This window comes from Chryseobacterium indoltheticum (assembly GCF_003815915.1).
GTDB lineage: Bacteria > Bacteroidota > Bacteroidia > Flavobacteriales > Weeksellaceae > Chryseobacterium > Chryseobacterium indoltheticum.
In genome coordinates, this window is sequence record NZ_CP033929.1 from 3464887 (window position 1) to 3480576 (window position 15690).

15 protein-coding genes and 3 pseudogenes are annotated in these 15690 nt (G+C 34.7%); 16 read left to right on the top strand and 2 right to left on the bottom strand.

All coding sequences use genetic code 11. The features are described 5' to 3' along the window. The 16 genes and pseudogenes from EG358_RS15965 (at position 1) to EG358_RS16040 (ending at position 13501) form a co-directional block, all read left to right on the top strand. Positions 1-3705, top strand: a complete 3705-nt coding sequence (locus EG358_RS15965) for a DUF6443 domain-containing protein (protein WP_076562067.1) — start codon at positions 1-3, stop codon at positions 3703-3705. Positions 3706-3715: 10 nt separating this feature from the next. Continuing rightward, entirely contained in the window at positions 3716-4225 is a 510-nt protein-coding gene (locus EG358_RS15970; RefSeq protein WP_076562068.1) for a hypothetical protein, read from the top strand. After that, complete coding sequence (locus EG358_RS15975; protein WP_228421450.1) at positions 4222-4734, top strand: hypothetical protein; 513 nt, start codon at positions 4222-4224, stop codon at positions 4732-4734. The genes EG358_RS15970 and EG358_RS15975 overlap by 4 nt, the downstream gene beginning before the upstream one ends. Positions 4735-4816: 82 nt before the next feature. Then, a complete protein-coding gene (locus tag EG358_RS15980) occupies positions 4817-5116 on the top strand; it encodes a hypothetical protein (protein WP_123890133.1) in 300 nt (99 codons plus the stop codon). A gap of 2 nt (positions 5117-5118) precedes the next feature. Continuing rightward, entirely contained in the window at positions 5119-5580 is a 462-nt protein-coding gene (locus EG358_RS15985) for an Imm44 family immunity protein (protein WP_076562071.1), read from the top strand. Between the two features lie 148 nt (positions 5581-5728). Beyond that, entirely contained in the window at positions 5729-6058 is a 330-nt protein-coding gene (locus tag EG358_RS15990; RefSeq protein ID WP_076562072.1) for a hypothetical protein, read from the top strand. Between the two features lie 2 nt (positions 6059-6060). Further along, positions 6061-6672 (top strand): DUF4304 domain-containing protein, encoded by a 612-nt coding sequence (locus tag EG358_RS15995; protein ID WP_076562073.1) that lies wholly within the window; start codon positions 6061-6063, stop codon positions 6670-6672. Positions 6673-6759: 87 nt separating this feature from the next. Beyond that, positions 6760-7530, top strand: a complete 771-nt coding sequence (locus tag EG358_RS16000) for a hypothetical protein (protein WP_076562074.1) — start codon at positions 6760-6762, stop codon at positions 7528-7530. Positions 7531-7540: 10 nt separating this feature from the next. Further along, positions 7541-8047 (top strand): hypothetical protein, encoded by a 507-nt coding sequence (locus EG358_RS16005; protein WP_076562075.1) that lies wholly within the window; start codon positions 7541-7543, stop codon positions 8045-8047. Between the two features lie 238 nt (positions 8048-8285). Then, a pseudogene (locus EG358_RS20065) lies at positions 8286-8912 on the top strand (RHS repeat-associated core domain-containing protein); the annotation flags it as partial. A 428-nt stretch (positions 8913-9340) separates the two neighbouring features. Continuing rightward, positions 9341-9667, top strand: coding sequence for a hypothetical protein (locus EG358_RS16015; RefSeq protein WP_076563143.1), 327 nt, complete (start codon positions 9341-9343; stop codon positions 9665-9667). Positions 9668-10351: 684 nt separating this feature from the next. Beyond that, positions 10352-10822 (top strand): annotated as a pseudogene (locus EG358_RS16020) (RHS repeat-associated core domain-containing protein); the annotation flags it as partial. Between the two features lie 16 nt (positions 10823-10838). Further along, positions 10839-11585 (top strand): hypothetical protein, encoded by a 747-nt coding sequence (locus EG358_RS16025; RefSeq protein WP_123890135.1) that lies wholly within the window; start codon positions 10839-10841, stop codon positions 11583-11585. A 13-nt stretch (positions 11586-11598) separates the two neighbouring features. Beyond that, entirely contained in the window at positions 11599-11889 is a 291-nt protein-coding gene (locus EG358_RS16030) for a hypothetical protein (RefSeq protein WP_076562078.1), read from the top strand. 475 nt (positions 11890-12364) lie between these two features. Further along, positions 12365-12631 (top strand): annotated as a pseudogene (locus tag EG358_RS16035) (CPCC family cysteine-rich protein). Between the two features lie 339 nt (positions 12632-12970). Beyond that, positions 12971-13501 (top strand): hypothetical protein, encoded by a 531-nt coding sequence (locus tag EG358_RS16040; protein ID WP_076562079.1) that lies wholly within the window; start codon positions 12971-12973, stop codon positions 13499-13501. A gap of 426 nt (positions 13502-13927) precedes the next feature. On the opposite strand, the gene EG358_RS16045 is transcribed toward EG358_RS16040, so the two are convergent. Together EG358_RS16045 and efp are read right to left on the bottom strand one after the other, a co-directional pair. Then, a complete protein-coding gene (locus tag EG358_RS16045) occupies positions 13928-14830 on the bottom strand; it encodes a UDP-3-O-(3-hydroxymyristoyl)glucosamine N-acyltransferase (protein WP_076562080.1) in 903 nt (300 codons plus the stop codon). Between the two features lie 292 nt (positions 14831-15122). Next, complete coding sequence (gene efp, locus EG358_RS16050) at positions 15123-15686, bottom strand: elongation factor P (RefSeq protein ID WP_066678330.1); 564 nt, start codon at positions 15684-15686, stop codon at positions 15123-15125. Positions 15687-15690: the final 4 nt, after the last annotated feature.

A 15690-nucleotide genomic window follows, 5' to 3' on the forward strand; every position in this document is an offset into this window, starting at 1 on the left:
ATGAAAAAAATACTAGTACTCTTCAATATATTATTTTTATCGGGGGTAATCTTTGGACAGACCTCTACACAAAATTATATTTACTCTAAAACCTATCTTTCGGAAGACGGAAGCAAAAAAGCGGAGGCAATTCAATACTTCGATGGCTTGGGAAGACTCAAGCAAACGGTTTCGGTAAAATCTACCGTGACAGGAAAAGATCTTGTGGTACCTGTTTATTACGATGAGCTCGGAAGACAGAACAAAGACTTTCTGCCTTTGCCAATGGCCACTTCTAACCTTGGAATACAGACGGTTTCTGAGGGCGACATCAATTCGTATTACGGAGTTTCGAATGCGTACAGCGAAAAGATTCCTGAAGATTCTCCTTTGGGGCAGATCATGGAGACCGCAAAACCCGGAGATGCCTGGAAAAAAGGCTACGGCCACACTCAGAAATTTGATTATCAGGCAAATATTGATTCTGATCAGGTAAAAAAACATGTATTCACTTCATCCTGGAGCAATGCTACAGTTTCTTTTTCACTACCTACGGTAAGCTGGTATGCAGAAAATCAGCTGATGAAAAGCACCACTACCGATGAAGATGGCACTAAGCGTATTGATTTCAAAAATTCTAAGGGACAGATTATACTGGCAAGGAAGATGAGTGGAACCGCGCCTGTGGATACCTATTATCTTTATAATATCTATGACCAGCTGGTTTTGGTAATCACCCCGAAAGCCAACGAAAAAATTGCACAGAGCGGGAATGTGTTGACTCAGACTATTCTGGATGTGTACTGCTACCAGTATAAGTATGACAACCGCAACAGGATGGTAGAAAAAAGACTCCCGGGGAAAGACTTTTGGGAATATTTTGTGTATGATAAACAAAACCGACTTGTACTGTCTCAGGATGCCAACCAACACCTCAAGCAATGGTCTTTTGTGAAATACGATAAGTTTGGGAGAACGGTGTATACAGGGCATTTTGCCAATACATCGGGAAGAGCCGCTATGCAGGCTACCCTCAACAATATGTCTGCCAATGCAATAAACAACGAAAGCAGAAGCACAACTTCTTTTACCTCTGGCGGACAGGCAGTTTATTATACTAACGCAGCTTTCCCAACAGCCAGCATGACGGTACTTAGTGTGAATTACTATGATGAGTATGCACCCGGATCGCCCGCCAGACCCGCTGCTGTTTTGGGGAAACCTACCTTGTCTTCTGCAGCAACTATGTATACCTCCAATGGAATAACCAGCTACCGCAGCCTGAAGGGAATGCCCACTTCATCGTATATTAAAAATATAGAAGATGATCTGTGGACGCAATCTCATATGTGGTACGATAAAGACGGACGGGGCATTGGTTCTCACTCGATGAATCATCTGGGTGGTTATACAAAAACTGAAACCGATATGGATTTTGCAGGGGCTGTCACGAAAACCAAAACTTATCATAAAAGGCTGAATACAGATACTGAAAAGATCATTACAAACACCTTTGAATACGACGGCCAAAACAGGCTCCTAGTACAAAAGCATCAGATAGATAACAACCCGGAGGAAGTTCTGTCTCAGAATACCTATAATGATCTTGGGCAGGTAACGGTGAAAAAAGTGGGTAACACTATAGCCGCCCCGCTACAGACCGTAAAGTATACCTATAATATTCATGGCAGTCTGATCAGGATCAATGATCCTGCGAACCTTGGAAGTGACCTTTTCGGATATAAGATCAATTACAATGAAGTGGAAGGATTAGAAACCCCAAATACGGATTTTCCTGAGCTGAAAGTAAAACCGAGATATAACGGTAATATTGCAGAAGTATCGTGGAAGACTTTGACTGAAGAAAGTGAGCCTCTGAAAAGATACGGCTATGTCTATGATGAACTCAGCAGACTTTCTGCAGGGTTTTACCAAAAGGCGGGTAATGAAGCAGCAAAGGAATATTTTGAAAAGATAGACTATAATATAGACGGAAGCATTCAAAGGCTGAAAAGATCAGAAGGCGTATTGACAGGAAATACATTTGCCACGATGATCGATAACCTGAGATATGAATACAGCGGAAACAAGCTGACGAAAGTGACCGATGAACAGCAGAATGCATCGGGATACCCTTATCTTTCTGCTCCCAATACGATCGCTTATGATGCCAATGGAAATATGACCAATCATCTCGATAAAGGCATTTCTTCAATTCAGTATAATTATTTAAATTTACCGAACCAGGTTACCCAGAACGGTACCGTATCAAAATATACCTACCGTGCAGACGGGGTAAAAGTGAAGAAGATCTTTGGAGATATAGAAACCAATTATCTGGACGGGTTTCAGTATAAATCTACCAGAACCTCGGAATCAGTTGACGGATCAATAGGAGACCCCAATGAAGTGGCTGAAATGCAGCTCAGGATCATTCCGACCTCGGAAGGATATTATGATGCATGGCTTAACCAATATATTTACCAGTTTACCGATCATCTGGGAAATGTAAGACTTAGCTATTCTGATACCAATAAAGACGGTATTATCCAGCCAAGACAGTTTGCAACGAGCAAATGTACACCCGGAAAACCGCCCTTTAACATCCCTACGTGTATCGTATCATGGCAGCCGGGAGAGATTGTAGAGAGTAACACATACTATCCGTTTGGGTTACTGCATAATTACACGGCTACTACACAGAATGCCTACCAATATAAATACAACGGAAAGGAATTGCAGGAGACCGGAATGTATGATTACGGTGCAAGAATGTATATGCCTGATTTGGGACGGTGGGGAGTAGTAGATCCACTGGCGGAAGTCACCCCGAATTTCTCTCCTTATCATTATGTCAACAATAATCCTATAATGTTTATTGATCCTGATGGGATGCTTTCACAGTCTTTTATAGATGAAGTCTGGGGCTCTCCTTCAGGTACGACATGGACTAACACAGGTGATGGATTTACCAATAACTGGGGCGGAACGATGGACTATTCAGGATCTTCCATGAACTACAAAAGCTACAGTTCGTTAATAAACAACATGTCTACAGGCGATGGCGGAGGCAGCACAGCAGATGTATTGCTTGAACAAATTTTGATACCTTGGAAAAATGATGGAGGCAAAGGAGCTGGCTCTTATAACGGTCTGATGATGGACAGCGGAATTTTAAGCGCTTTACAGAACTGGAACTTTGAACAAAACTGGAGTAACTATTATCAAGCGGAAGCGAATTGTAAAATCTGTCAGGAGACAAAAGCTGTTGAACAATTTATATTTTTGGAACTGCCAATGCAGTTTGCGGGTGGAAGTTTGGTTTCTGCAGGTTGGAGAGCCATTGGGGCAGGTAGATATTTATCAGGAGTTGCTGGTAATTTGTATGGCAGAATTGCACCAAGAATTTTAGCTAATTTTAGCAAAACAGGAACGTATTCTGTTTATCATGGTCTTGATGCAGCAGGTAATATTAGATATGCAGGAATTACAAGCCGTGACCCAGCTTTACGATTTGCAGAACATATGGCAGCAGGTGGTGAAAAAGGATCTCTATTTTTTAGAACAATAGAAGGAGCTTCTGGTTTAACCAAATCACAAGCTCGAGTAATGGAACAGAACCTTATCAATCAATGGGGATTACAGAAAAACGGAGGTGTTTTATTAAACAAAATAAATTCTATCTCTCCAAAAAAATGGGGTTTTTATGGTGTAACGCCACCTTAATCAGATAATTATGGCAAAAAGAGTAATAACAAAAATAGGAGATATTTTCTCCGTAGAATTAGATAACGGGAATAAAAAATATTTTCAATATATCGCAAATGATTTAACACAGCTTAACAGCGATGTGATTCGTTCCTATAAAAAGGAATATTCTAAAGAGGTGCAACCCGATTATAGTGAATTGCTTTCAGGAGAAATCGACTTTCACGCTCATACAATGATAAATGTGGGTGTAAAACAAAATCTTTTTATACAAGAGGGTAAGCATTCCGTCTACCCAGAATCTGGAAATATACTTTTTAGAGATACAAATGATGCTGGACACGCTCCTGGAAAACACCAAGTCTACATTTCTGAAGACTGGTTCGTTTGGAAAATAAGCGATGATAATTTTAAAAAAGTTGGAAAACTAAAAGGAGAAAACCGTAATGCAGAAATTGGAATTGTAATGCCTCCTTTCGCAATAGCTGAACGAATAAAAACGGGAAAATTTAACTTTGTGTATCCTGATTTCGAATGATGGCAAAAAAATTAAAGACAAAAATAGGTGATATATTTTCAGTGCCTATTAACGACGAAGAAAAAAGGTATATGCAATTAATAGCATTTGACTTAACACAGCTAAATAGTGATGTTGTAAGGATTTTTGAAAAAAAATATTTCTTAGGGGAAAATCCTGATATGGAAAACATCATAAAGGATAATGTAAAAGTATATGCTCATTGCGGATGTGATTTTGGTTTAAAACTTAATCTTTGGAAGAAAGAAGGTGAAAGTTCCAATGTAGGAAATATAAAAGATGTATTATTTAAGGGTACTTCAGAATATGCAAGAAAAGAAGGTGAAGAACCTACTAAAATTTCTAATAAATGGTATATATGGAGGATCAATGATGAAAATTTTACTCAAGTAGGTAAATTAGAAGGAGAGAACCGAAATGCATTTATAGGATTGGTAATAAATCCTCTAGGAATTGTTGAGTTAGCGAAAGGAAATAAATATCCTGACAATTATCCTGATTTTGAATAACAAAAGCTAACTAATTGATGGCTTATCTGCAGGTTGGAAAGCGGCTGGTGCAGGGAAATATTTATCAGGAATTGCAAATAATTTGTATGGCAGAATTGCTCCGAGAGTATTGGCGAATTTTAGTGAAACAGCTGTAGTACATGGTAACTCTTTAAAAAGTCTTAGACCTACTTGGGGATATAAACTCCATCACGTAGATGGTACTTTTTTAAAAAATGGTATCACTTCAGCTTTAAAAGCAGAATCAAGATATACAAAAGCTTTTATGTCTGATAAAGTTATGGTAGAAAAAATATTATTTCCAAATAGAGCTGCTGCCTATCAATGGGAGTTTCAACAGAATCAAATTTTACGTGGACCTTTAAATTTTAATATGCATTAATTATGACTAATGATAAAAATATTTTTGGTTGTTTTGTCTCTTATCCATCGTTGATGTACGATGCAACTGAAGACCAAAAATCAACTGCAAAACATCAAGGTGATTTATTTCATACATACATTTATGGAGATAATCGAATTTGTAATACATTAAAAACACTGAATAGTGAAGATTATGGAAAAGATTTGAAATTAGCTTTATTTCAATTTTATGTAAACCCAATGAAATATGAAGTAGATATGCTGAAGGAAATAGAATCATACAGAAAGAATGAAAAATCAATCGGGATACCGATAATCATAACTGATGAAAATTTCTTTAGTAAATCAGAGGAAGGTCGTTTTAATTATTTAAAACAAACTATTTTGCAAAAGATAGACTTACTTAAAGAAGTTGTCAAGAAGAAAAAATTGGATACAAATATGGAATTATTGAAATCTGATTTGAATAAAGTTTTTCAATAATTTTAATTACTAAACACAGCGCTAGATGCATACTCCTTTAAAATAGAGCATCTTAAGGATATGTATTAGAAATAGAAAAGCTTCTTGTTTTGAATCTCCCAATGCAGTTACAGGCTGTGGTACCTTTTTATCAGGAATTGCAAATAATTTGTATGGCAGAATTGCACCGAGAATATTAGCGAATCTTGAGCATGTTCCATTAGTACAAGCAAATAGAACGGCAGGTAATTTATTTAGAGATGAGCTAGCTACTGCATTGAGAGCAGAAGGACGAACGGTTTATACTGAAGTGTATAAAAAAACTCCATTTGGAGCTCGCTATATGGATTTAGAAGTTTGGCATAAGGGCGTTAACTTGGGAGGTATTGAAGCAAAGGTGGGAGGTTCTCGTTATCTACCTCTTCAAAAACTAAAAGATGCTTGGCTCGGTACTCAGGGCTATCCTGTACAATTAATAAGAAAACCAGGAAATTGGTAAATATGGATATTTTTAAAGAACTTATAAAAAAACTCACACCCTTTCTCAAAAGTTTAGGGTTTAGTAAGAAAGGAAATAGTTTTCACTTAGAACTTGACAAAAACTATGGAATTATAAACTTTCAAAAAAGTAGAGAAAGTACTGAAGACGTACTAAAATTTACAATTAATTTTGGAATTTATTCTAATGTTTTAGGACAATCAGAATACGATTATAATAATCTATCAAAACCAGAAATAGAGCAATGCCAATGGAATTCGAGAGTTGGTGCATTTATGCCTAACAGTCCAGATTATTGGTGGATAATCAACTTCACGGATGACTTGAATACTTATACTCAGGATCTGGTAGATAACATCCAGAATATAATAATTCCTGAAATTAATAAACGTCTGTCTGATGAGGGTTTAATTAATTCCTGGCTCAATGAAAATAATGCAGGCACTACTGAGATAGGGAGATTTAAATATTTAACTACACTTCTAAAAATAAAGGGAGATTTTAATACTTTAAATCATATTATCGAAACGTCTATGCAACAAATGAAAGGAAAACCAAATGCTAAACTTGCTATAGAGCATCTAAAAGAAATAGATGTGACATATCAAAGTTAGTTTTCTTCCTCGTTGCCCTCGCTACCGCACGATTTTATCGTGTGGCAGATATGAAAAAACCCAATAAGATTTACCGACCCCGATGGAATGGGATCATACGATGAAAATGGAGAATGGCACAGTGAAATGGAGGATTTTTGGAATTATCATGGCTATGCGAACGGACCTACACAAAATTCTTATTCATCTTATAGCTCATTAACTTATAATAGTGGAACTAATCCGGATAGTGGCGGCGGAGGTGGTTCGGTAACAGTGGGGGATCTTTTGGATGCTTTGTTAGCGGAAATGGGTAACAGTTCAACTGATTATTTTGCTGGTATTGATTTTACACAGTTTGGAACAGACGAAGAACCAGTTAATTTTTTTAGTAGTAAGGAGCCCAAAATGTTTCATAGAGTTTTTGAAGAATCTTTGAAGAAAAATATAAATACAGATGGAGATGGTATTTTCAGGGTATTTGGACATGGAAACGTTGGTCTTCTACAAGATGAAAAAACTAAAATAGTGACAGCCGATAAATTTGATATTCAAATGAACAAAAAAAATAAAAATTGGTCTAAAGTTGATTCTATGAAGAACAGTATACTTATACTTTATGCTTGTATGTCCGGATCAGAATTAAATGGAGAAACATCAATTGCAAGGCTTATATCACAAAAACATACAAATACTTTAGTTATAGGATTTGATGGATATGTAGGATTTGGTAAAAATGTAATTAATGGAAATGGAGTAATTAAAAAAGTTAACGTTAACTTGGATTTTCCTGATAATTTTGGTTCTGCTGTTTTTTACAAAAATGGAAAAGAAATTAACAGATTACCATTCAACTATTTTCAATTATTAAAATACTAACTAAATTATTATGAAAAAATTTTTAATAATATTCTTAATTGTCAAATTATTCATTTCTTGTTCTAAAAAAGAAAAAAATATTAATGACTTGCAAACTTCTTTAATAAATAAAAATGACTCAATTACTAAAGAAGAAAATCCATATATAGCGAATTATGATGATAAAAAAAGAAAAAAAAAATTATTAGATAGCGCAATTATATATGGTGACACATTGTCTTATCAAGAGGCTTTCAAAGATTTTCTTATTGCCGAACGGTCGCAAGAATTTTTGTATTATTCAATAAAAATGGGTAAAATACATAATTATGGTGAAGCATATTTTGATACTTATTATATTATGAATTTATTAGATAATCGAAATAAGTATATATCTGAAAAAGATAAAAAAGTATCGTTATATTATTTATTAAAAGCCTATGAAATGAATAACTCAACTGCCAAAGACAAATTAAATGATTTGTACTTAAAAAAGAATAAAAAAATTCCAACTTCTGCATCAATATTAGGTGAATAGATATTTGTAATCTATCAGAATTAGTGATGAAGCCTTTGTAACTTTAATAACTAATTTTCAAAACTAATTAAAAATAAATATTTAAAAACGAGAGTGGGAACTCCCTACTCTCGTTTATTTTGAAGATAAAACATATCAAATGATTGAGAATCATTCCTTGTGTATAAGATTTAGTGATGGAAGAAATTGTTTTAATTTTTAAAAATTTACCGAAGTAGATTACGGAAATGCTAAGGTAACCCAGAATGTTTACCGTGCAGACGGAACAAAAGTGAAGAAGATCTTTGGAGATATAGAAACCAATTATCTGGACGGGTTTCAGTATAAATCTACCAGAACCTCGGAATCAGTTGACGGATCAATAGGAGACCCCAATGAAGTGGCTGAAATGAAGCTCAGGATCATTCCGACCTCGGAAGGATATTATGATGCATGGCTTAACCAATATATTTACCAGTTTACCGATCATCTGGGAAATGTAAGACTTAGCTATTCTGATACCAATAAAGACGGAATTATCCAGCCCAGACAGTTTGCAACGGCCAAATGTACACCCGGAAAACCGCCCTTTAACATCCCTACGTGTATCGTATCATGGCAGCCGGGAGAGATTGTAGAGAGTAACACATACTATCCGTTTGGGTTACTGCATAATTACACGGCTACTACACAGAATGCCTACCAATATAAATATAACGGAAAGGAATTGCAGGAGACCGGAATGTATGATTACGGTGCAAGAATGTATATGCCGGATCTTGGAAGATGGGGAGTTGTAGATCCGTTGGCAGAGAGTTATCGAAGATGGTCACCATATCATTATGCGATGAACAATCCTGTCAAGTTTACCGACCCCGATGGAATGGGATCATACGATGAAAATGGAGAATGGCACAGTGAAATGGAGGATTTCTGGAATTATCATGGCTATGCGAACGGACCTACACAGAATTCTTATTCATCTTATAGCTCACTAACTTATAATAGTGGAACTAATCCGGATGGCGGCGGAGGCGGTTCGGTAACAGTGGGTGATCTTTTGGATGCTTTGTTAGCTTCTTCTAATGAAAGCTCATTGAGCTCTTGGATGAAGGCAAATATTGGTAATGGATTTAGTTTTATACAAGAAGAGCCAAACCCTATTAGAAAATATTTAAAAAATAAAACTAATTTTAATAGTTGGGGTATTGAAACAACTGAGATACAATATCAATTAGATCATGAAAATACTATTTTAGAATTAAACAGATAATTAAGCAAACAGAAGAACTTACAAATAATGTAGATAGTGTGATGGACTGGACGCCAGGAATAAGTGGATTGAAGGGTGTTTATGATTTTGTTAAGGAGGGCACTAAATCTCTGAATCCTGCAACACTTATATTTGTGTTGGGGTCTACAACAATTATGATTGAGAGTTCTAACGCTAAAAACTTTACAGAAATGTATAGAGATGTTCAAAGCAATTACAATGATATGCATGCTAAAAACGCAGCCAATATGAAAGGAATTACGGTAAACATTGATATGATTAAAGGTCCTCAAAATCATATTTGGTCAAGATATAGTTTTTATGATATAAGTACACATCGATATTTAGGAGGAAGAACTTTTGAATAAATTAAAAATATGAAACTAAAAGTAACTGTATTAGTATTAACTATTCTTATATTTTTTATTAGAATATTTTACAAAGAATCAACAAATTTGCTTGATAAGAATTTTAATCATTTTTTTGCAATAAGTTTTGACAGAGTTGTAATATATGTTTATCAAATATTTGTATTTCTCTTTATTACATCTGTTAAGAAAATTAATATAATAATAGTTTTAATTTTATTATTAATCAATCTCTTTTTAATTATTTGCTATACGATTCCTCTTAGCGATTTGGGGTAATGATATTATATAAAAGTGGCAATGTATTAGAACTGTTGGTTTCCAATAGTGATTGATATTTAAGGTAATGAATTAGAGTTAGTGATGAAGCTTTTATAAAACTTAAATCACTAATTTTCATAATTAATTAAAAATAAATATTTAAAAACAAGAGTAGACATTCCCTACTGTTGTTTATTTTGAAGATAAAAACATTTTTAATCTAATTATTTAAATTTACCGAACCAAGTTACCCAGAACGGTACCGTATCAAAATATACCTACCGTGCAGACGGGGTAAAAGTGAAGAAGATCTTTGGAGATATAGAAACCAATTATCTGGACGGGTTTCAGTATAAATCTACCAGAACCTCGGAATCAGTTGACGGATCAATAGGAGACCCCAATGAAGTGGCTGAAATGCAGCTCAGGATCATTCCGACCTCGGAGGGATATTATGATGCATGGCTTAACCAATATATTTACCAGTTTACCGATCATCTGGGAAATGTAAGACTTAGCTATTCTGATACCAATAAAGACGGTATTATCCAGCCAAGACAGTTTGCAACGGCCAAATGTACACCCGGAAAACCGCCCTTTAACATCCCTACGTGTATCGTATCATGGCAGCCGGGAGAGATTGTAGAGAGTAACACATACTATCCGTTTGGGTTACTGCATAATTACACGGCTACTACACAGAATGCCTACCAATACAAGTACAACGGAAAGGAACTGCAAGAGTCTGGCATGTATGACTATGGTGCGAGAATGTATATGCCGGATCTTGGAAGATGGGGTGTGGTGGATCCACTGGCAGAAAGCTATAGAAGATGGTCACCATATCATTATGCAATGAACAATCCTGTCAAGTTTACCGACCCCGATGGAATGGGATCATACGATGAAAATGGAGAATGGCACAGTGAAATGGAGGATTTCTGGGAATTATCATGGCTATGCGAACGGACCTACACAGAATTCTTATTCATCTTATAGCTCATTAACTTATAATAGTGGAAGTAATCCGGATGGCGGCGGCGGAGGTGGTTCGGTAACAGTGGGGGATCTTTTGGATGCTTTGTTAGCTTCTTCTAATGAAAGCTCATTGAGCCCTTGGATGCAAAATTATCTTGATGGAAATGATTTTACAGACTGTTGCCCTGGAGAAAATGACTTATTAAAAGGAGTTGTTAATGGAGCAATAGGTACTTTGGAAGACAGCTTTGGATTGGTAGGATTAGGTATTAAGATGATTGGCGGAAAAGAAGACCTAATCCCAAGATTATCAACAAAAGACAAAACTGCCGAACTTACCGGGATTCTACTTTTCGCTGCAATGGAACCAACTCCAGGAGGAGAAATAAGTGCAGGAGGAAAAGCCTTAAAAAATTTACATAAAACTTCTGGATGGGTAAAAAAATCAATATTTAATTCCTTAGATCCGGTCATACAAAAAAAAGTTATAAAAGCAATTGATAAAGGCATAGTCTCGCCTGTAAATAATAGTGGAATAGTTAAACTTACAGCTACAGAAGCTAAAGCAACAGGCTATGCATATAAAATTAAAATCTTAGGTAAGGGTGGAGACATAAGAATATATGGAAATGCAAATGCAAAGGGACATATATTTTTTGAAAAAATATCGGGACATTAATAATATATAAAAAATGAATTATAAAAAAGACATAGAAGATATTTTTGAACTTAGTAAATCATATCTTAATAAATGTTTAGGGGATGATGAATTAGCTAATGAAATAATTGATACATATGGCGAACTTAATTTTATGTTTATTATAAATGAGGTTCAATATATTTTTTATAATAAAAATGAATGGTTAAATAACTGTTATAGAGTTAATATAGATATTGAACATCTTGAAAAAAAGGTAGGACACTACATTTTATATCTTGATGATAATCGAAACTTTGTAGATGAGTTTTTTCATTTGGATTAAATAAGGCTAATCAATAACAAGTAATTAATAGAATTTTAAAAATTTATAAATAATGGAAAACTTTAAGATTTTATTTCCAGCGGGATATAATATTACGGAAATAAGTGCTGATAATATAGATGTTAATGTACTTTTATCAAATGGATTTTTTTTATTTTGCTACATTTTTACTATTTCAAACATAAAAAATCTAATGAATACTGCTGATCTTTTATAATAATACAAACGGAAATACTGTTGAGGTAATAGTCTTCAGGGGGAACAATATCAAAACAAGCTTTCTATAATAGAGCAATTAATTTAGCAGATAACCAGATTGGACGAAATATTTATGGATTTACATCTAAACAAGGATGGATGTTTAAATTTAATTCTAAAACTGGAGAGTTTTTAAAAATACATCGAAAGGGCTACATTGAAACATTTTTTCGTCTCTCTCAAGGACTAGATTATTATCGTAAACAAGTACAATTATATGGTAAATAATAAACACAAAAAACATCAATGTCCATGTTGTGAATATTTCACATTAAACAATAAAGCCAATAATACTTTTCAAATTTGTCCAGTCTGCTATTAGGAGGATGACGGGGTACAAATGTTAGACCCAACATATATAGGAGGAGCAAATGCTGTGAGCTTAATACAAGCTAAAGAAAATTTAAAAAAAATTGGAGCTGTAGAACAACGATTCATTTATCTTGTTCGCCCACCTTTAGAGGAAGAAAAAGATATTTCTTAAGTAATTTGGGTAATATTTCACAGCTAGTAATGATTATGAATAAATTTAAAATACATCTTGAAACTGACACTATTATTAAACATAAAAATAGTATTACAGGTATTATATATTTTGATTTTAATGGTATTTTATTTCCCGAAAAAAGACTGGAACGACTTCATCATTGTTCTTCTAAATAATTGGATGCAATCATCTTATAATAACCTAAGTTCGGGTTAAGGACAGCTTTAAAATAATTGACCATCATTTACTTTTTTCAAGTTTAATGATGGTTTACCGTCCTAAATAAGACATCTAAATAATTGGTGCCAACTTGCAAAACCATTAAGATAATTTTATATGATAGAATTTAAGGAATTAATTAATAAAAAGGTTTCCAGATTATTTCTTGTTATCTGGACGCCGTGGGGAGAAGAAAATGAATGTGATATTGATATATCTTTTGGTTTCGTTTTCAAAGATGAACCCAATAAATTATGCATTATAAGTGTAGATAAGGATGAATTATGGTCTCCTTACATTTTTGATGAATCATTACCGCAGTATATATATACTTGGGATGAATTTTATCCTCGAATGAAAACATGGATGAAAGCCGAAGACGACAGCTTAATTATAGGGAGGGAATATTACGATGTGACTAAATCTGAAAAATTTAAAGCAATTATTAATGCTGAAATTGAGGAAATAGATGTTTTAAATATAGAAGGTAATCCTGAACCATTTGGTTTAAGAATTCTTTTTAAGGATGATTATATTATTTCTATACCAAATTCTGATGGCAATACAGTCGAAACAAAAGCGTTTAATAAGAATGATTGTATTAGTAATTTTAAACAATTAGGAAATATAATATACTCAAAAGTGTAGGAAGATCTAAGCAATTAATAATTATTAAATAAGATAATGTTTCAGAGTTAGTGATATTGACTTTTAAAAATTCAAAAAACTGATTTTCAGCATAATTAAAATACAAATAACCAAATCAAGAGTAGGTATTCCCCTACTCTTGATTATTTTTGGAGAAAAAACAAACTGACGCTTTTAGAACGACACAATATATTGATGGATTTCAGTACAGAACAAAAACAGGTATTGCCGGAGGCACTATTGGTCTACAGTTTTTTGCAACCTCAGAAGGCTATTTTGATTTTGTAAATAATCCTCGCTTCCGCACTACTGTATCGTGTGACATATAAACAAAAACCCTCGCAAAATGCGAGGATTTTTTTATCTAATGTTCTGTTTTGTATACGAAAACAGACTAAAGCATCGGCAATATTTTTAAATTTACCTTTATTCCATATTTCTCAACTTCACCTCTTTCTTCAGATAGGTTTTAAAATCTTCGGCAAACATTCCGATATAAGTGCCTTTTTTAAGATCTCTGTTGACCCCTGTTTTGCCTAAAATTACAGATCCGCTTTCAATCGTATTTCCGGAAGCAATACCAGCCTGCCCCCACAAAGTGACCTCATCACCAATGATACAGCATCCTGCAATGCCAACTTGAGATGCAATCAGACATCTTTTACCAATCACGGTGTCGTGGCCAATCTGAATTTGATTATCTAAAACTGAACCTTCACCAATGATCGTAGAATCTGTCACTCCCCTATCGATGGTACAACCATTGCCTATTTCTACATTGTTTTCGATAATTACATTTCCTACAGAGATTAGGCGGTCGAAATTCCCGTTGAGTTTTCTGTAATAAAATGCATCACCTCCCAAAACGGTGTTGGATTGAATAACGACATTATCGCCAATCACTGTTCTGTCACCAATCACAACGTTTGGAAAAATCAAAGTATTTTTTCCGATAGTAATATTGTTTCCTAAAACTGCTGAAGGATGAATTTTTGTACCCTCGCCAATTTCAACATCATGAAGTGTTTCGGTGAAGTTATAAATTCTTGTGAAATGGGTATTGATCTTATTAAAATCTCTGAAAGGATCATCCGAGATCAAAAGCGCCTTGCCTTCCGGACAGTCTACTTCTTTATCGATCAAGATAATGGTTGCTGCAGAATTTAAAGCTTTATCGTAATATTTGGGGTGGTTCACGAATACAATTTCGCCAGATTTTACTCTGTGAATTTCATTTGTTCCCAATACTTCAAAATCTTCAGAGCCAATAAATTTTGCTCCGATGAGATCTGCAATGGTTTTAAGCTGCTGTGGCTGATGAAACGTCATATTTTTAAATGATGTTTTAATTTTCAACCGTGTCAAGGTCTGAAACCTTGACACGGTTTTTATGATCTTTTAATTTCGTCAAAATCTGATGTTCTGACAAATTTTATTTTTCTGTCTACATTGCAGCCCGACCTGAGTGGAGCTCTTTTTGCCGAAGCGAAGCGGAGGCAAAAAAGCGGGAACGGAGGGCGGAAAAAGCTGCCATAAAAGATAAAAAAGGCTCTTGAACACCGCCAAAAAGCTTTTATAATAAGAAAGCTGAAAACTTCACGCTTCCAGCTTTCTGCAATATTTATTTTACTCTTTCTAAGTAAGAACCGTCTTCTGTGCTTACTTTGATTTTGTCACCCGGCTCGATAAACAAAGGAACCATTACTCGAGCTCCTGTTTCAACGATTGCGTTTTTCAGGGCATTGGTAGCAGTGTTTCCTTTCACTCCCGGATCAGCTTCTATAACTTCTAAATAAACTGATTGTGGCAGCTCGGCAGAAAGCGGAGTTTCGTCAGCTTCTTTCAAGATGATCGTCACTTCTTCACCTGCTTTCATCAAGTTTGAGTTTTCAATCATTTCTTTGTTTAAGTATAACTGAGAGAAATCTTCGTTATTCATAAAGTGGAAACCATTCTCGTCATCATAAAGATATTGGAATTTTCTGGTAATTACCTTTACCTCATCAATTTTGTGACCTGCAGAAAAAGTGTTATCAAGAACTTTTCCGTTGGTTACTGATTTCATTTTTGTTCTTACGAAAGCAGGACCTTTCCCTGGTTTTACGTGAAGAAACTCAATAATTTTGAAAATATCATTGCTGAATTCGATGCAAAGACCTTTTCTGATATCGTTACTTGTTGCCATTAAT